The organism is Veillonella sp. T14073-2 (assembly GCF_002959875.1).
GTDB classification, from domain to species: domain Bacteria; phylum Bacillota; class Negativicutes; order Veillonellales; family Veillonellaceae; genus Veillonella; species Veillonella infantium.
Genome location: NZ_PPDC01000014.1, coordinates 33,226 through 51,747, shown reverse-complemented (window position 1 = coordinate 51,747; position 18,522 = coordinate 33,226). Strand labels below are relative to the sequence as shown.

Genomic DNA, 18,522 nt, shown 5'->3' with positions numbered 1-18,522 from the left:
TTCTTCCTATATGCTATTCGCACTATTAGTTCTATCTCTTATTTATTAATGGCTTCTGAAAGCTGGTCTATAAGTTTGAAAATGGTATTACGCTTTTGTTTTAGTGCTAATGGATTAGCTACTAAGCGAGTAGAAATCTTTTGTAACCAGTCAAAGATTTCTAAGTTGTTTTCACGCAATGTTGTGCCCGTTTCTGTAATATCTACGATGGCATCAGCTAGCCCTACTAGAGGTGCTAGCTCAACAGAGCCTTCAATTTTAATGATTTCCACATCTTGCGCCCCAAAGTACTGTTTCGTAATGGTCGGATATTTCGTACCAATTCGTTGACGGCGCCCTTCTTTAGGATCATAGCCGGCTAGAGAAGCCAAGATAAATTGGCATTTGCCCGTTTGTAGATCAAGCATTTCATAGCTCGTATCATCTTGTTCATCTAGTACATCACTACCAACAATACCGAGGTCTACTACACCGTTTTTTAAATATGTTGTTACATCAGGGCCTTTAGCGAGTATTACCTCAATGGCATCACCTAATGGAATGATGAGCTTACGCGCCTTGTTGCGTAACGGCTCACAATCGATACCACAGGATTCCAAGAGAGGAATGAAGTCCTTCTCGACACGGCCCTTTGTAAGAGCAATACGCAATTTGCCATTATCTTGATTGTTGCTTTCACCATTCAAGGTAACATCTGTCAACACATCAATATTAAAAGCCATCCCAACGGCCGGCATCGGTGTACCATCAAAGCTAGATAACAAGCCATCATAACGACCGCCGCTGACGATGTATTGAGATACGCCATCCACGTAGCCTCTAAAGGTAAGGCCTGTATAGTATGATTGAAGCGGTTCTGTAGACACATCAATGCGAACCTGTTGCCCTGTTTGAGCCACTTGGTTGGCCATATCTACGAGATTGTCTAAAATACGTTGCGCCGCTGCAGGTAAGATGATTTGGTTGAGCTCATCCTTAATATCTCGGACCGTACCAAACAAGCGAGGCCATACAGTTAAGAATGGATATAATGCACTATTTTTAAAATCGGAAATCAACTCGTTGTAACGAGGTAAATATTTAGTAAACAAAGCGTCTAATAGCTCTGTTCTTTCCTCATCACTAAGACCTAGCGCATCGGTGATAGCACGAGAGAAACGAGCGTCCCCAATCTCAAGCAATAAGTTATTACCAAGCTGCGTTTCATTTACCTCTTTAATGATGGCAAAGCATTCTTGCTCGGCCTCAATGCCTTCATAGCCTACCATCTCGATGCCGCCTTGCGTTACTTGATTCACATCACCACGGTGCTTTTTATTTTTCATAAATACATCGCCCAAGTAGTAGAACGTGCGAGGTAGTTCAATATTTGTAGTAGCCAAAAAACGCCCAATCGGCATGGTCAAATCAGGACGAATTACGACGGACTCATCAGAACTATCCATGAACTCGTACATATGCTGACCGCGCCCCATTGCATAGCCATTAAATACATCCTTGTACTCCACAAGAGGTGTAGAGATCTTTGTGTATTGGCGGCTACGACATAGACCGAGCACATATTGGCTCACATCATCCTTGCGCTCCGCTACGGCCCCTATATCATCACGGAACCCCGTAGGTAATTGCTGCTGTACCATCGTAAACATCCTTTCTATTATTTCATTTCTCATGCCTGTGAAAGCATCATATAACTAGTTTTAAATGCGTTATATGAACCTTCTATTTACTATGAGAAAATTTTTACCTATATCGATACTTTTCTATTTTATCACTTTATCTAATTAAAGTATGAAATTATAATATAACGGTTCTATAGAATTGTCAATAGAACCGTTATGATTTCACGTTATTAATATAAAGATACTACACCTATGGCTTATATCCTCTTATATACTATAGTTAAATATATATAATTAAGGATTAATTTTGACTTTGTAACGATAGATATATAGACCTATCAACTTCATCTAAGTCTTCAATCTTATACTTCGTTTTACTTGCATCAAAATGATAATATTTCTTTACATGATCTAATAAAGCTTTGGACTCTTGGTTTTGTTTGGAGAAGAATAGAATACAATTCATATTATTATCAAAGACAATCATATTATCCTTACATAATAAGTATAGATACGAGCTGCCAGCCTTATCTTTCTCTACAAAGGCATCAAAGAAATAAGGAAATTTAGAGTTAGAGAAACTAGTATCAGATACAATAAATTGGCTACCCAATTTGCTAATATAAATTTCATTCTTAGGCCCAAACTCTAAAACTACACTACGGCCAACCAGCTCATCTGATGATGGTTCATGATAAAACATAAAAGCTATAAAAGCTGTTATTAAAGTTATGAGAATAATAATCCCAAGAAAAAACTTTCTCATCAATCTAGCCCCAAATTTTTTCTATATCTGCTATGCTATGTGCGTCAGAGCCAAGTACAAATGGCACACCGATAACGGCTGCCATACCTTGGATGAAGCGGCTTGGGTACATTTCACGGCAATCCGGTTTGAAGAAGCCACTCATATTGTAGTCTAGTTCGCGACCTTGTACGCGCATGATATGCAAGATATCGCTTACCACCTGCGCATTGCGGCGATCCAAGTGACGCTCAAAGCCAAAGTGGTGTTGGTATTTCTTAATTAAATCAAAGTGACCAATGCGTTTTGGCGTATATTCACCGAGGTCAGCACGTACGGCTTGGCGCACGGTGGAGTAATATTTATAATACAACTCATATTGCTTTTGAATCCACGGACCAAAGCCCTTTTCAAATTCTTCAGGGCTATAGTCTAAGCAATAAAAGGCATTATTCACGCCTTCCATGAAGTGAACAGACAAAATATTGTCATCTGTTAATGGACCATAACGGTCGAGAAACTCTTGAATATCCGTCTCAAAGCCTGGAATGTAATCCACCTCAAAACCGAGGGAAATATCGATATGTGTACCATAGGCACGTTGTAATTGACGACCTAGTTCTAGGTAGCTATCAACTTGGTTTAATTTCAAAGACGCTGTGTCATAAGCCTTTTGGTCACCACCGTATTCAGCTGCAAAAGCCTTTGGCAACGGCGCATGCTCTGTAAGGCATACTTTCTCAATACGCAACTCAATAGCCTTTTCGATCATCAACGCAGTCCGGTCCCCACTACCATGTGGACACAACTCTGTATGTACATGACCATCTACAAGACGGCTGCGATACTTACTGTATCCAACGAACTGCCGTTCATCTTTCATGTTCATTCAATCACCCTATTCACCCTAACCCACGGCGAACCCTTATCTATCATCTATACATTTAGTCTGTAATTTAATATCTACGTTTTATTATACCAATAATGCGTATGTTTCGGTATCCTGATATTTACCATGTTTGAAACCAACTTGCGGTGTTAGACCACAATAAGTAAATCCAAAGCGCTCATGCAATGCCGTACTCGCTGCATTCCCTGCAGTAATAACAGACACTATCGTATGTAATGTTTCCGTTTCTTTAGCATATTCTAATATATGAGCCATCAATTTAGACGCCACGCCTTTGCCGCGATATCCTTGATGAATGTAGATAGATAATTCGACGGTACTTTTGAAAGCATCCTTTGTTCTATATGGTGAAAGCGATGCATAGCCTACCACAACATCGTCCATAAGCCCTATAAAAATGCAGTGCTCAGACGTTTGATGAGCCTCATACCACTCCTGCCATTCTGGCAACGTACGAGGTTCAAGATCAAGGGTGGCTACGCCATTTACAACCTCGTAATTATAAATATCTAAACAAGATGCGATATCATTCTTTGTAATTGGTCGTATTGCTAATTCACTCATAAGAATTCCTCAAAATTGTTGGTATCCAAAATCCGGTATCCGAAACTAAAATTATTTCTATATTATATCTATATAACATAATATATAAAAATAACGCTAACACGCAAGAAAAAGGACGAGTTGCAACTCGTCCTTTTCTGTTATATTGTAGATAATTTTGTACGCTTTACTACCTATCAATAGTATACCATAAACAGATTTTTAAAAGATAATCAAAAGACACCTAGAAATTTCGCCCTTTCTAGGTGTCTTTTCAGGTGTACCAATTGAGGCACCCCATACTCTTCAAGTTAATTATAACACAATTAACTCTATGAATTTGTCTAGTTTATCTATTACACAATTACGAATAGTAGTATTGTAATAACAATCAAAGCCCCAATCACGCCGTAATCGATAGTTTTCAAGCCTACGGATGCAGCAAAGCTATGTGTAGGTCCACCAAAGCCACGTAGTTCTAGGGATAGCGCCATTGTTTCGGAGCGGCCCAAGGATTTTAAAAGCAATGGTTGGATAACGGATGCGTAAGATTTCATGCGCTTCAAGAAATTGCCTTCTAAGGATAAACCACGGCATGCTTGTGCCTCTTGTACGGCATGACTTTCAGCAATGAAATCAGGCACGAAGCGAAGTGCGGCAGTGAACATAAATGCATATTCATAAGGAATTTTGCATTGTGTTACGAGTGATGCTGTAAGGTCTTGCAATTTTGTAGTTGCCAACAAGCAGATGAATACAAGTGTCATCGCAAGCATACGTAGGCCAGATACGATGGCAGATGTTACATCACCGCTACCGAGAAATTGAACAATACCAAGGAATACAGCAAAGCTAGTCAATGCCACAACGGCTTTGCGTTGTTTGAATAGCAAACCAGCTACAAGCAATACACCGAGTTCTACAACGACTAAGGCCAATAGAGATGGCCAGTCGCGCAATAGGATGGCCCACACGGATACAGCGAGGGTCATCAAAATTTTTGTTAACGGTACTAAACGTTCCATATGTCCCTCCTATTTTCCGCTCAACTGAGCCACTAACTTAGATTTCAATTCATCCATGGATTTGCAATAGCCTAGGGATGGTACCGCTAGTGAAAGTTCCACACTTGGCGGTTTTGTAAGGCCTAGGTCTTGCAATTCGTCCGTAGACTTCTTGAATAATTCTTCTGGACTGCCATCAAAGGCAACTGTTTGGTTACCCATGATGAGTGCACGGCTACATTCGATAGCCATGATTTCCATATCATGTGTAATGAGAAGGATCGTAATACCTTCTCGATTGAGTTGACGCAATAAAGCTAACAGCTCTTTAGTTTCCTTACCATCTTGACCACTTGTGGGTTCGTCGAGAATGAGGATTTTAGATTGCATCGCTAACGCAGAAGCGATAGCAACGCGTTGCTTTTCACCGCGGCGCAATGTTGGAGGATAGGCTTCACGCAAGTGAGCGATACCTGTGCGCTCCAATACTTCATCAACGATTTGTTTTACTTCGGATTTACTGCGACCAAGTGATTCAGGGCCAAAGGCAACCTCTGTAGCTACTGTTGGTCTGAACATTTGGCGATCTGGCTGTTGGAATACATAACCAATAAATTGACCCCGTTTAGATGGCGGCATAGACGTAATGTCAGTGCCGTTATAGTACATGCGGCCTTCACTAGACTTTTCAAGGCCAACGAGCAAACGAGTAATTGTCGTTTTACCACAACCATTGCGACCACCGATGGCGATATATTCACCTCCTTCGATGGTGAAAGTCACATCTCGGAAGATGTCTACAGATGGCACATAGCCAAAGCGGATGTTTTCAACCTTAAGCATGAGCGCCACCGTCCTTTCCTTGTACATCATCAACGCGTTGAATTGGTTGCTTATGTTCTACTGTATTAGATTGATTTGCTGGAGAGTTGCTTTCACCATGTACCTCTTTTTGGATAGCGTGAGCCATTTCAATTTGGTGCAGGCCCTTGATAGCAGACTCGATGCTGAGCCAAGGTTCATCGCTGTGGAAGCCCGCTTGTTCAAGTTCCATGTACGTAGTGAACACAGATGGCAACGCATCTACGTGAATATTATGTTCGTACATGTAACGAAGCGTAGTTGGCACATCGTCGTCGCACGCAATAGAGCCATCCACCATGAGGGCCATGCGGTTTGCATACGGCAATACAGCGTGTAAGTCATGGTCGATAACAACAACGGTAATACCGTGTTTCTCATTTAAATCACCTACAAGGCGATATAATTCTGCAGTCCCATCTGGGTCGAGGGAACTCGTTGGTTCATCAAGAACTAGAACCGTTGGGTTCGTAGCCAAAACGGAAGCAATCGCCAAACGTTGACGTTGACCACCGGATAAGCTTGTAATCTTGCGATCTTCTAAGCCCACAAGACCAACTTGCTTAAACACCTCTTCAGAACGAGTTCTAATCGTTTCACGATCATAACCGCGGTTTTCCATAGCAAAGGCTACTTCTTCGCGAACTGTCATCGTTACAAGCTGTGTATCGTAATCAGCGAGAACCACACCGATATGGTTCGCTAGCTCTGGGATTTCCATTTGCGTAGTCGCTTTGCCATCTACGAACACCATACCTTCAAGGCGGCCACCGTAGAATTTAGGCACAGCCCCTACCATAGCCATGCAAAGGGTACTTTTACCACAACCTGCAGGACCTGTTACAACGAGGAAGTCCCCATCATGTACATCGAGATTGATATTTTTAAGGGACGGCGTAGTCGCTTTAGGATGGTAATAATTTACGTGCTCAATGGAAATCTTAGCTTGCCGCTCAGGTAAGATCGTCATATGACTATGGTCAGACGTCAATTGATCTGTGCTTGGCAACATGCCGCGTTTAGAGAATAAACGTTGTGCCGGAATGTACAAGATTGGTGTAATGGCACCGTTCAAAGCACCTACGATAAGAACCATTGGCCACATACCGTACATGTACACATTGTCTGGCAAACCCAATACTTTCCACAAGAGGGTAACGAAGATACCACCAGATACAACTGTGGCTAAGAAGCCAGATAGAATTGGCGTCAAATCAAAGCCACCGATTTTGCGGAACTTCACGGTCAACATAGCGCGTGTCACAAGCGCAGCTGTCAAAGCACCGCCTGGTTCAGACAACAAGTTGCCGTACGGGAATGCTGACTTAGACGTCAATACGTTGATAAGGGCCGCCACTAGGCCAATTCCCAACGTTTGACTCAAACTAGGACGAGTCAATAAAATAGCTACGCAGTACGTAGCAATCGTCCAGTTCGGCGTTACCCCAGCCACACTAGGGCTCACCAAATGCAATATCGTGCCCAATGCGAGCATCAATGTGCTGACAGTGACCCATCTAAACTGGCCACCCTGCACATGTGTATACACAAGATCTTGAATCCGTTCCATAATAGCCTCTTTTCTAAAAATGAATATATAATCTATATTTTATCACTCTTCGAGGACTTTTGCACGTACTAGCACATTATATAACGTTTAATACTTCAGTTGACTCTATTGGTCACCTATGTGACTATTAGTCACTTTTCTTTATAATACAACTAATATACGATACTGATAGGAGCCAATTAACGTGTGTTAGTTCATCTCCTTCGTACATTGAAAGGAGATGGTGATATGACTGTATTTGAAGCCATATCATTAATGATTGCGTTCGCAACATTAGTCGTTCTTATTGTAAAATAAGAATGACCTAACACCCCAAACGGGACGTTAGGCCATTTCTCATTTTCTTATTTCCTAGGAGATGAGCCTAACGCATTCCAGAACGTTAATTGGCTCTTCTTGTTTTGTATTATACCACATATATTTTTATTTTACAGCTGAGAAAAGTAACTTTTACTATCATAATTAAATTGTTATTCTCACTTTCTCGTCATATAGTTGTGATATAATGCATATAAATACTTATGCCTAGGACATAGGAGGTCTTTATGTACAAATATATTACTATTTTAGGGGCCGCAGGCCAGATCGCACAGAAGTTAACTGCTACATTATTAACATATACAGATATGCACCTTACATTATATGGTCGTCAATTATCTACTCGTTTACATCCAGAAATCTTGGAACATGAACGAGTTACTGTTATCGAGGGTTCTTTCCAAAATCCTGCAAAATTAGAACAAGCTGTAACAAACGCCGAAATCGTTTTCGTAGGCGCTATGGAGTCTGGCAGTGATATGGCATCCATTGTGAAAGCATTGAGCCGCAAAAATGTACGCCGTGTCATCGGTGTTTCCATGGCTGGTCTTTCTGGTGAATTCCCAGCAGCACTCGAAAAATGGACCTTCGACAACTTACCGATTAGCTATGTACAAGGCGAACGTCAAGCACGCAATGTATTGCGCGAATCCAACTTAAACTACACAATCTTACGCCTCACATGGCTCTACAATGATCCAGAAAATACAAATTACGAGCTCATTCCTGAAGGCGTTCAATTTAACGATGCCCAAGTTACACGAGAAGCTGTAGTAAAAGCCATCTTCGACATCTTGCATGTAGATGATGAAACACCTTTCCATCGTGCAAGCATTGGTATTGGCGAACCAGGCACACACTACGACAAACCAAGCTTTCACTAATATATAACTATATTAAGAACAAAGGCCTAACAGACTATGAATATAGCTAAAAGCTACAGTGATACAATAAATATTAATGATACTACAACTAGCATTTTACAAGCTAAGATAGATATATTATCTGCTATTGTAGAAGACCAAAATGATATTATCCAAGGGCGTACTCTATCTCTAGAGAAGTCCTTTGATAGCATAGACAAAATGTTAGAAAAAATATAAATAGTATAGTCTATTAATTTTTAATATAAGGTATATTCAAAATCTAATCGGTACATTTTTACTCATGTACTATAGATTTTGAATATACCTTTTCTTATACCCATATTTTATAGTTATTTATATAGATAAACTTCCGTATTTAGGCTATACTAATAAATGATTAAGTTATACTAATATGTGAAAGTAAACGCCTATGCGGTTATCGATACCATTTATATATAGATTTCTCCGCATAAAACATCGGGAAATTTATGTATAAAAATTAACGATATCCATTTTTAGTCCCACTTAGGGCTGAGGCTTATTAAGGAGTTATTATGAATCGCATTGTTGTTATTGGTAGTTGTAACATGGATATTGTAGTGCTCGCCGATAAACGTCCGGCGGCAGGCGAAACAATCATGGGCAACGAATTGCACATCGCCCACGGCGGTAAAGGTGCAAACCAAGCGGTAGCTGCTGCTCGTCTCGGTGCAGAGGTTACTATGGTAGGCTGCATCGGCGAGGATGCATACGGCCAAATGATTTTAGATAATTTAAGAGAAAATTTCATCAATACAGATTACATCGTTACCGTACCGAATACTACAACAGGTACAGCCCACATTACATTAGCTGAAGGCGATAACAGCATCATCGTGATTGCAGGCGCTAATGCTAAGGTAGACAAAAACGTAGTAGATAACGCTTGGTCTGCTATCGAGCAAGCGGATCTCGTAATGGTGCAAAACGAAATTCCTATTCCCACCATCGAATACATCGTTCGTCGTTGTCACGAGGCCAATGTAAAAGTCCTCTTAAATCCAGCTCCAGCGGCTGACCTCAATCCAGAGTGGTTAGAATTGGCAACCTATATTACGCCAAATGAGCATGAGCTATCTGCCCTCTACCCTAATCAATCTACTGAGGAAACCTTACTAGCTAACGAAAATAAAATTATCGTTACCCTTGGTAGCAAGGGCGTAGGTTATGCAGATAACGGCAAAATCCATACTGTATCTGGCTTTAAGGTTGAACCAGTCGATACTACTGGCGCAGGCGATACCTTCAACGGTGCCTTTGCAACGGCTATCGTTAATGGTAAAAGCTTAGCCGATGCATTACATTACGGCAACGCATCCGCAGCCCTCTCCATCCAACGCTTGGGTGCCCAAGGCGGCATGCCTACAAAGGACGAGGTCGCTGCATTCTTAGCAGAGAATTAGTCTATTGAAGACAAACCATATATTCTCATGTATCAAATTCATCTGTCCTCTATATAACAAAAGAGTTAATGACTAAGGCGTTTAAACCTCAGTCATCAAAATATAAAAGGAGTTTACCATGCAACGACACGGCATTTTAAATAGCCATATCGCTAAGGTTCTTGCCGATCTTGGTCATACAGATACTATTTGTATCTCCGACTGCGGATTACCAGTACCTGAAGGGGTTCAAAAGATCGACTTAGCTTTAGATTTCGGTGTACCAAGCTTTGAGCAAGTAGTATCCATCATCGCTAAGCATATGAAATCTGAAGCAGTTCATGTGGCAGGAGAAATTAAAGAAAATAATCCAAAGGCTTATGACTTCTTGGAGTCTACCTTCCCATCCAGTCAATACGAATGGATCGAAACGAGCCACGATGCTTTCAAAGAAGCAACAAAACAATGCAAATGCATCATTAGAACTGGTGAAGCATCTCCGTATGCGAACATTATCTTGCGCGCCGATTGTATTTTCAGCGATCGTCCCTAGAGTAGTAGATTAACTAACCATCTAATCTATTACATATATTAGAGATACTTTCACCAATCATATAGGAGTAGTTATGGAAATTGTTATGTCAGGCATTGCGAAGGCATTTGGTACGAACCAAGTACTGCGCGATGTAAGTATTACCCTCAAGGAGGGCGAGGTTCACGCCTTGATGGGCGAAAACGGGGCCGGCAAGTCCACCCTCATGAATATCCTTACGGGCATTCACAAGGCAGACGCTGGTACAATCACCATCGACGGCGTAGAGCGCACCTTCCCGAACCCGAGAGAGGCTGAGCTAAACGGTGTGGCTTTCATCCACCAAGAGCTCAACATTTGGCCAAATCTAACATTGTTAGAAAATCTATATCTAATGAGACCAAAGCGCAATAAATTTGGTATGCTCGATAAAAAAGCGATGCTCGCTGAGGCAGAAAATACATGCCACGAGCTAGGCATCGAATTGCCACTCACAACTGAGGCAGGCCTTTGCTCCGTTGGTCACCAACAAATGACGGAAATCCTTCGCATCTTGATGTTAGATGCAAAGGTTGTCATCATGGACGAACCAACAGCGGCCCTTACAGAGCGTGAAACGGCGACATTGTTTAACATGATGCGCAAAATGAAAGCACGCGGCGTTGCCATCGTATATATCTCTCACCGTATGGAAGAGGTATTTAGCGAATGCGATACGATCACAGTTATGCGTGATGGTCACACCATCATTACAAAAGCAACAGCTGAAATTTCTGTAGACGAAGTGGTACGCCACATGGTAGGCCGTTCTATCGACGAGTTCTACCCTGCTCGCACGACAACTCCTGGCGAGGTTGTGATGAGCGTAGATAACCTTAAACCAGAAGGTTTCGACAACGACATTTCCTTCTCCTTGCGCAAAGGCGAAATCCTCGGCGTAGCAGGCCTCATGGGTGCAGGCCGTACAGAAATCATGCGTGCTATCTTCGGTGTAGACAAGCACAATGGCGGTACCGTAACAGTTAACGGCGCCGTTCTGAACTGTAAAAAACCAGAAGATGCCATTAAAGCTGGCATTGCTTTCATCACAGAAAATAGAAAGAGCGAAGGCTTGATCCTCGATTTCTCCATCGGGTCCAATATTACATTGCCGAACCTTGGCGAAATTTGCCCATCTCATATATTGGATAAGGGCAAACTGAATTCCTTTGCTGACGAATTGTCTAAAAAACTAGGCGTTAAAACACAATCTATTCACGAACCGGCATCGTCCCTATCCGGTGGTAACCAACAAAAGGTGGTTATCGCGAAATGGGTTGGTAAAAAGCCATCCATTATCATCATGGACGAACCGACACGCGGCATCGACATCGGTGCGAAACGTGATATTTATGATTTAATGAACGAATTAACGAACGACGGTGTGTCCATTATCATGGTGTCCTCTGAGTTACCCGAAGTGCTGGGCATGAGCGACCGCATTATGGTCATTCATGAAGGTCGCGTAGCAGGTATCTTGGACCGCAGCGATGCAACACCAGAATCGATTATGACATTAGCCACAGGAGGACAATAATGGACAGCAAAGCTCTACAATATGTAAAAAAATTAGGCCCCCTTATCGGCCTCATCCTATTATTTGTAATTATCTCTGTCATGAATGACAGTTTCCTTGAATTCTCTAACTTGCGTAACTTGTTGCGCCAAGTATCCATCAATGCGATCATCGCCTTTGGTATGACGTTCGTCATCTTAACGGGCGGTATCGACTTATCCGTTGGTTCCATTCTTGCCCTCTCTAGTGCAGTGATGGCCAACCTCATCGTAACTGGTACTGACCCCGTATTGGCTATCGTATTAGCTGCAGGTGCGGGCCTTGTATTGGGCGGTATTAACGGTCTTGTTATCACTTATGGTCGCGTAGCTCCATTTATTGCGACCTTGGCGACCATGACCATCTACCGTGGTGCGACGCTAGTATTCACAGACGGTAACCCAATCTCTGGCCTTACACAAGATCCTCTATTCCACGGCTTTGGCCAAGGGGATATTGCAGGCCTTCCAGTTCCAGCGATCACCATGTTCCTGGCTTTCATCGTCCTCTGGTTCGTATTGAGCCGCACATCCTTAGGCCGTAAAACATACGCCGTAGGTGGTAGCGAAAAGGTTAGTTACATTGCTGGTATCAAGATTGACCGCGTTAAAATCTTCGTGTATGCCTTGACTGGTATGCTCTGTGGTATCGCTGGTGCAATCATTACTTCTCGTCTTAATTCTGCACAACCTACAGCAGGTGCAGGCTACGAACTTGACGCTATCGCAGCCGTAGTTCTTGGCGGTACAAGCCTTGCTGGTGGTCGTGGTCATATCGTTGGCACATTGATTGGTGCCCTAATTATCGGTACCCTCAACAACGGGTTAAATATTCTCGACGTTTCCAGTTTCTATCAACAAGTCGTAAAAGGTATTGTTATTTTACTGGCTGTTCTTGCAGACCGCAAGAAAGCCTAGGAGGTTCCTATGAAAAAACTATTGTTACTGTTGGCGATGGCTATCATGGTTATCGGTCTTGTAGCAGGCTGTGGTAAAAGCGCTGATAATGGCGGCGGCGATAAAAAATCCGGCACCATCGGCTTCTCTGTTTCCACATTGAACAACCCATTCTTCGTATCTATGAAAGAAGGCGTTGAGGCTCAAGCTAAAGCGCTTGGTCTTAAAGTTAAAATCGTTGACGCTCAAAACGACCCTGCAAAACAAGCAAACGATATTTCCGACTTAATTGAAAGCGGCGTATCCGTATTGATCATCAACCCTGTAGACTCTGCAGCTATCTCTACTTCCGTAGAAGCAGCAAATGCTAAAAATATTCCTGTAATCACTGTTGACCGCTCTGCGGATAAAGGCAAAGTAGTGTCTCACATCGCTTCCGATAACGTAAAAGGCGGCGAAATGGCAGCTCAACTTATCGTTGATAAAGTTGGCAAAGGTTCTAAAGTAGCTGAAATCGAAGGTATCCCTGGTGCATCCGCAACTCGTGAACGCGGCCAAGGTTTCCACAACGTAGCTGACAAAGACTTAACAGTAGTAGCAAAACAAAGCGCTGACTTCGACCGTACAAAAGGTTTGAACGTAGCGACTAACATCTTGCAAGCTAACCCAGACGTACAAGCTATCTTCGCTCATAACGACGAAATGGCATTGGGCGCTATACAAGCAGCTAAATCCGCAGGCAAAACAATCTTCATCGTAGGCTTCGACGGTACTGCTGACGCAGACAAAGCTGTTAAAGACGGCACATTGGCTGCAACAATTGCGCAACAACCAGACCAAATGGGTAAAATCGCTATCGATACAGCTCAAAAAATTATCAAAGGCGAAGCTGTAGAAGCTAAAATCCCTGTAGATCTTAAAGTTGTTACAAAATAATTGTATATAGAAACTGGGTACAAAAAAGAGTCGCATCCTTTGATGCGACTCTTTTTATTTGGGCTCTCGTTCTAAAAACTCTTTGAAAAACGCAATAAACCTCGGCAAGTATGTTTGATCTAAACTTTCAATAGTCATATTACATTTGTAATTCCAAGTGGTACAGATAGTAACATCCACTGTCAAAGTACCCTTTTGGTCTAAAGAGAATGTTAGCGTATCCCCTTCTCCCGTCAGAATATTGGTAAAGGTTGCTTCCCCTTTGCAGTTTTCATACAAGTTAACTAGTGCTTTGTAACCAGCATGAATCCCTGACCAATCACTAGGGTCAATATATCCAGAACAAATATTATAGCCCTGTTTAATATATATACCAAACACACCAAATTCAGATAGTTCTACATCCATATCAAAAACAATTATTAAATTAGGCTCATTTACGATTTCATACATCCTATTCACACTCCACAAATAGTAATATTTTCATTTATTATAACATTACAGGCATTAACAAAGTAGTAACTATAGGTAAAAAAAGCCCGAGCTATATCTTTTCTAGATATAACTCGAGCTTTATTTAGATTATGTGTTACGTAAATGTTATACGCTATGTAACCATGAGCTGTTATATAACTATTATGTATTATATAACTATTATGTATTATGCAAACAACATATATTAGAACATGAAGTTTACATCTGTACGCCAGTAATCACCTAATTTATTGCCGTCCATGTCTTTGTTACCGAAGCCATAGTAAGCACCGATGGATACATTTTGGAATGGTACGTAGTTTACATTAGCTACGAAGCCTTTAAAGCCATTACGTACATGGCCGACACCCTTATTATCTACATAGTGTTGATTGTAGAAGCTATAGGCAGGTGCAAAGGCACTACTGAAGATTGGAGAATTTGCTTCTTCATAGTAGTATTGACCGCGAACGCTATAAGTATGAGCTTTCTTAATGTCATAGTTACCATAACCAAGGCTAGCCATCCACGCATGAGAATCAGATACGCCTGGTGCTGTAAGCCATTCGCCGAAGACGTTCCAACGTTTAAAGTTCATGTTTGCGTTGAGGCCCCAAATGTTTTTGTATGGAGAATCAATAAAGGATTTAACTTGTTTGCCAGTAAGTGCATCCACATCTTGGCCTTGGTACAATTTACCATCGTGGAAGCGACCATACATACCACCAAGGGTAACATGTTTATTGAGTTTACCCTTAACTTCAACCATAGCGGCAGTAATAGTATTGTCTTTAGTTTGGTATGTAGGAGCGCCGCCCAACCAGTAACCATAACTAGCGGACACATCAAGCTTGCCATGTTTGTACATAAGACGAGCACCGTCAACGAGATCATCATACATAAGACCTAGCGCTGGTGTATAGAGTTGACGACCTACGCGCAATGTTGTGTCTTTACCAAAATGATGATCTACATAGGCAAGATTAATTTTGCCTTGTGTTGCATTGCTATTACCAAGTTCACTAGAGCCTTGAATACGTACAACAGCATCAGTTTTATCATTAACTTTAGCATTAAAGATAACACGGGCACGATAATCAAAGGAAGAATGTTTACCATACGCATAGGTATCATTTTTCAATTCACTGCCACGGTAACGCAATCGATAGTTACCAGTTACCTTTACATTCCCTACTTGATTTTCTAATTTTGCTACTCGTACACCTAATGTGTTGAGTTCTGAACCGAATTCATCGGCCAAACGATTAATCATCGCTTGTTGTTCCGCATTGGCTTTATCTTGGTTAGCCATCGCTTTAGCCACCATTTGAGCCATTTCATAACGCGTAATAGGATTGCTGCCTTTGAAAGTTCCATCAGGGTATCCATTAATAATACCTGCATTTGCTAATTGCTCAACAGATTGATACGCCCAACTAGAAGCATCTACATCGGAAAATGGATTGGCTGCATACACACTTACAGAACCCAATACCATACAGGAAACTAAACTTGCTACCAACTTTTTATTCATTAAAAAGACCTTCTCTCATATAGATATCACACAATATCTTATATATTAATATTACTTTAATTACATCTGAGTTTTTTATTCGTGAGGTGTTGTATAGTTAATATCTTGTGCTTCGTAGCTTTCACCATGAGCTAATACGCGAACGATGGTTTCCAATGTGGCACGTACAGTTTCAACAGCCATACTTGGTTGATTTGGTTTATCCACCACTTGGGATGGCAAGTACGGAATGTGCATGAAGCCCGCCTTAATATTGCCTTTTTGTGCTGCATAATGACACACTCCATACATCAAGTGATTGCATACAAAGGTACCAGCTGTATTAGAAACCTTTGCAGGAATGCCATTTTGATGCAATGCGTTAACAATGTTTTTTATAGGCAACGTTGCAAAATAGGCGCTAGGACCATCGGCTACAACAGGTTCATCTTCAGGTTGGTTGCCTCCATTATCTGGAATGCGGAAGTCATCACAGTTAATAGCAACACGTTCCACTGTAATATCTGGGCGCCCCCCTGCTTGACCTACACATAGAATAAAGTCTGGTTGGCATTGTTCAGCCGCTGCTTTCACAGTATCAACAGATTTGTAACGTATAGTAGGAACCATTTGAGTCACTACCTTATAATCACCATCGGTATAGCCATCCATTGTTTTTACCGCTTCCCAAGCTGGGTTAATAGGTTCACCGCCAAAGGGATCAAAACCGGTAATCAAAATTGTTTTCATCACACTACCTCATAACGATATCTTATGGTGCATTAGAATAATCAAACATGACACGTAACCTTAAAAGGATTTATCATATTGTTTCATAAGAATATCGTACTTTCACAAAATGAGTTAAATAAAGTAATACATCAATAAGATGTTTAATACGAGCATAATCAATGCAATTGGAAGTTGAGCTTTAATAACGCCGTATTGATCGCGCATTTCAAGGAGCGCTACCGGTACGATATTAAAGTTTGCCGCCATAGGGGTCATCAAAGTACCGCAATAGCCAGCAAGCATTGCGATAGCACCAACAGCAGCTGGGTTTGCACCATGAGCTACAACGAGCATTGGAACACCGATAGCACTTGTAATCATTGCAAAGGCTGCAAAGGCATTACCCATGATCATTGTGAAGATAACCATACCGATGCAGTATGCAACAACTACGAGGAATACATTATCTGCTGGCACTATACTTGCTACGGCACTGGAGATAATTTTACCAACGCCAGCCAAATTAAATAGATAGCCTAGAGCCGCTAGTAATTGGGACAAAATAGCAGTCCAACCAATCGCATCGATAAGACGACGACCTTCATGGAATCCTTGGTTAAGTTTGCCTTTTGTAATGTAAAGAGCGGCACACATTGCGATGATTGCTGCAATACCTATCCCTACAAGAGCACCTAGCTTAGTAAAGAAGCCAATTACGAAGGTAATGATACCAACAAGTAAAGCTGGTACAAAAATAATATTACCGATACGAACTGCTTCATCTTTTTTAAATTCGATAGGAGATTCGAAGTAATGACCTTTACCGAGTTGTTTTACCAAAACGATAGCTGCCATGCCAATTACGAGCCAACCATTGATTTCTTTAGAAAGATAAGAGCCAAAGATAAAGGATACGCTGTACAATAACCAGAATAAGCCTGTACCAATACGATATTTATGTTCTTTATCTAAAAACGATTGAATTGCGAAAATAAATAGAATAATACCTACAAGAAGGTATACATAATCTAAAGGCTGCATTTTATAGAGTATTTCTAACATATTAATTAGCCTCCTTCTTTAATTCTTCTGGAGTAACGAGGATATTAAATTCATTTGGTACTAATTTACCAGCTTTCATATCAGCTTCGTCACGAGCTACAGAGGCTTGAATTGTTTTATCAAAAATAATAAAACGAATAAAGTTAACGATATATGCACAAACAGCTGTTGGCAATCCGTACAGTACCATATCTGTTAATTCCACAGAATAACCTAATTGTTCCATAACACCTTTGATGAGTAACAATCCACCAGCAGCAAGGAATAAGTTTTGACCAAAGAAGTTACCAACGTTATCTGCAGAAGCAGCTATACCGCGTACCTTATCAAGTGTACGTTGAGATACAGGACGACCTTGGGCTACCGCAGCCTCACTCATAGGTGCGATCAAGGGACGTACCATGGCAACCATACCGGACATGTTAATACCAAAAGCTACAGTTACTTGGCGTACAAATAAGTAAATCATAAAGATACGACCAGCCGTAGCAGCGTTGATCTTGCCGATCAAAATTTCTGCCCGTTCACGTAAGCCATGACGTTCCATAAGACCAATAACAGGTAAAATCAAAATAAATAATGACATATAACGATTTTTAACGAAAGCCTCCCCAATGGCACCAACGATATCGTTGATACTGAGACCACCTGCAAGGCCCGTTACAAACCCAGCGGCTACGACAACTAACAAGGCATTAAAGCGTAGCATCAGGCCGATGACCATCACTAAAATACCAGATAAGACTAACATAGTCTCACATCCTTTCAACAAACCATCTATAAACTCATAGTCTACAGATAAACTATATATAGTTTATATTATATACCTAAATATTCATTTTTTATATAAATAAACCTTACACATTAACTCCATTTAACGTAGCTTTTAAATCTTATTATTAAGACACGCTCTATTAAATGAA

General features: G+C 41.3%; 20 protein-coding genes. 8 read left to right on the top strand and 12 right to left on the bottom strand.

All coding sequences use genetic code 11. The annotated features are described in order from the left end of the window. Positions 1 to 38: 38 nt before the first annotated feature. From hisG to VCHSUH04_RS09455, 7 genes are all read right to left on the bottom strand, one after another. Positions 39 to 1,640 (bottom strand): ATP phosphoribosyltransferase, encoded by a 1,602-nt coding sequence (gene hisG / locus VCHSUH04_RS09485; protein ID WP_105086358.1) that lies wholly within the window; start codon positions 1,638 to 1,640, stop codon positions 39 to 41. A gap of 283 nt (positions 1,641 to 1,923) precedes the next feature. Beyond that, positions 1,924 to 2,325 carry a hypothetical protein gene (locus VCHSUH04_RS09480; RefSeq protein WP_233188355.1) on the bottom strand — a complete coding sequence of 134 codons (402 nt, stop codon included), beginning with the start codon at positions 2,323 to 2,325 and terminating at the stop codon, positions 1,924 to 1,926. Positions 2,326 to 2,392: 67 nt separating this feature from the next. Continuing rightward, entirely contained in the window at positions 2,393 to 3,256 is an 864-nt protein-coding gene (hisJ, locus tag VCHSUH04_RS09475) for a histidinol-phosphatase HisJ (protein ID WP_105086356.1), read from the bottom strand. Positions 3,257 to 3,340: 84 nt separating this feature from the next. Beyond that, positions 3,341 to 3,841: a GNAT family N-acetyltransferase gene (locus VCHSUH04_RS09470; protein ID WP_105086355.1), complete on the bottom strand. Its 501-nt coding sequence runs from the start codon at positions 3,839 to 3,841 to the stop codon at positions 3,341 to 3,343. Positions 3,842 to 4,176: 335 nt separating this feature from the next. Next, on the bottom strand, positions 4,177 to 4,845 hold the full coding sequence (locus tag VCHSUH04_RS09465) for an energy-coupling factor transporter transmembrane component T (protein ID WP_105086354.1): 669 nt from the start codon (positions 4,843 to 4,845) through the stop codon (positions 4,177 to 4,179). Between the two features lie 9 nt (positions 4,846 to 4,854). After that, on the bottom strand, positions 4,855 to 5,667 hold the full coding sequence (locus VCHSUH04_RS09460) for an energy-coupling factor ABC transporter ATP-binding protein (RefSeq protein WP_105086353.1): 813 nt from the start codon (positions 5,665 to 5,667) through the stop codon (positions 4,855 to 4,857). Continuing rightward, a complete protein-coding gene (locus VCHSUH04_RS09455; protein WP_105086352.1) occupies positions 5,660 to 7,255 on the bottom strand; it encodes a tryptophan transporter in 1,596 nt (531 codons plus the stop codon). The genes VCHSUH04_RS09460 and VCHSUH04_RS09455 overlap by 8 nt, the downstream gene beginning before the upstream one ends. A gap of 186 nt (positions 7,256 to 7,441) precedes the next feature. Between VCHSUH04_RS09455 and VCHSUH04_RS10345 the strand changes: the two genes are divergently transcribed. The 8 genes from VCHSUH04_RS10345 to rbsB all read left to right on the top strand — a co-directional run bounded on the left by VCHSUH04_RS10345 (position 7,442) and on the right by rbsB (position 13,818). After that, complete coding sequence (locus tag VCHSUH04_RS10345) at positions 7,442 to 7,552, top strand: putative holin-like toxin (protein WP_227720659.1); 111 nt, start codon at positions 7,442 to 7,444, stop codon at positions 7,550 to 7,552. A 248-nt stretch (positions 7,553 to 7,800) separates the two neighbouring features. Further along, on the top strand, positions 7,801 to 8,457 hold the full coding sequence (locus VCHSUH04_RS09450) for an NAD(P)H-binding protein (protein WP_105086351.1): 657 nt from the start codon (positions 7,801 to 7,803) through the stop codon (positions 8,455 to 8,457). A gap of 36 nt (positions 8,458 to 8,493) precedes the next feature. After that, a complete protein-coding gene (locus tag VCHSUH04_RS09445) occupies positions 8,494 to 8,676 on the top strand; it encodes an antitoxin PHD (RefSeq protein ID WP_105086350.1) in 183 nt (60 codons plus the stop codon). A 317-nt stretch (positions 8,677 to 8,993) separates the two neighbouring features. Then, a complete protein-coding gene (gene rbsK / locus VCHSUH04_RS09440) occupies positions 8,994 to 9,881 on the top strand; it encodes a ribokinase (RefSeq protein WP_105086349.1) in 888 nt (295 codons plus the stop codon). A gap of 118 nt (positions 9,882 to 9,999) precedes the next feature. Next, complete coding sequence (rbsD, locus tag VCHSUH04_RS09435) at positions 10,000 to 10,413, top strand: D-ribose pyranase (RefSeq protein ID WP_105086348.1); 414 nt, start codon at positions 10,000 to 10,002, stop codon at positions 10,411 to 10,413. A 73-nt stretch (positions 10,414 to 10,486) separates the two neighbouring features. Then, positions 10,487 to 11,968 (top strand): sugar ABC transporter ATP-binding protein, encoded by a 1,482-nt coding sequence (locus VCHSUH04_RS09430; protein ID WP_105086347.1) that lies wholly within the window; start codon positions 10,487 to 10,489, stop codon positions 11,966 to 11,968. After that, a complete protein-coding gene (locus VCHSUH04_RS09425; RefSeq protein ID WP_105086346.1) occupies positions 11,968 to 12,903 on the top strand; it encodes an ABC transporter permease in 936 nt (311 codons plus the stop codon). The genes VCHSUH04_RS09430 and VCHSUH04_RS09425 overlap by 1 nt, the downstream gene beginning before the upstream one ends. Positions 12,904 to 12,912: 9 nt before the next feature. Further along, positions 12,913 to 13,818 (top strand): ribose ABC transporter substrate-binding protein RbsB, encoded by a 906-nt coding sequence (gene rbsB, locus VCHSUH04_RS09420; protein WP_105086345.1) that lies wholly within the window; start codon positions 12,913 to 12,915, stop codon positions 13,816 to 13,818. A 54-nt stretch (positions 13,819 to 13,872) separates the two neighbouring features. On the opposite strand, the gene VCHSUH04_RS09415 is transcribed toward rbsB, so the two are convergent. The 5 genes from VCHSUH04_RS09415 to VCHSUH04_RS09395 form a co-directional block, all read right to left on the bottom strand. Then, the gene (locus VCHSUH04_RS09415; protein WP_105086344.1) at positions 13,873 to 14,271 is read right to left on the bottom strand and encodes a hypothetical protein; all 399 of its coding nucleotides are present in this window, start codon (positions 14,269 to 14,271) and stop codon (positions 13,873 to 13,875) included. A gap of 226 nt (positions 14,272 to 14,497) precedes the next feature. Further along, a complete protein-coding gene (locus VCHSUH04_RS09410; protein ID WP_105086343.1) occupies positions 14,498 to 15,826 on the bottom strand; it encodes an S-layer homology domain-containing protein in 1,329 nt (442 codons plus the stop codon). A 75-nt stretch (positions 15,827 to 15,901) separates the two neighbouring features. Further along, positions 15,902 to 16,555 (bottom strand): pyroglutamyl-peptidase I, encoded by a 654-nt coding sequence (gene pcp, locus VCHSUH04_RS09405; protein ID WP_105086342.1) that lies wholly within the window; start codon positions 16,553 to 16,555, stop codon positions 15,902 to 15,904. Between the two features lie 114 nt (positions 16,556 to 16,669). After that, positions 16,670 to 17,599, bottom strand: coding sequence for a DUF979 domain-containing protein (locus VCHSUH04_RS09400; RefSeq protein WP_105086341.1), 930 nt, complete (start codon positions 17,597 to 17,599; stop codon positions 16,670 to 16,672). 1 nt (position 17,600) lies between these two features. After that, positions 17,601 to 18,350: a DUF969 domain-containing protein gene (locus tag VCHSUH04_RS09395; protein WP_105086340.1), complete on the bottom strand. Its 750-nt coding sequence runs from the start codon at positions 18,348 to 18,350 to the stop codon at positions 17,601 to 17,603. Positions 18,351 to 18,522: the final 172 nt, after the last annotated feature.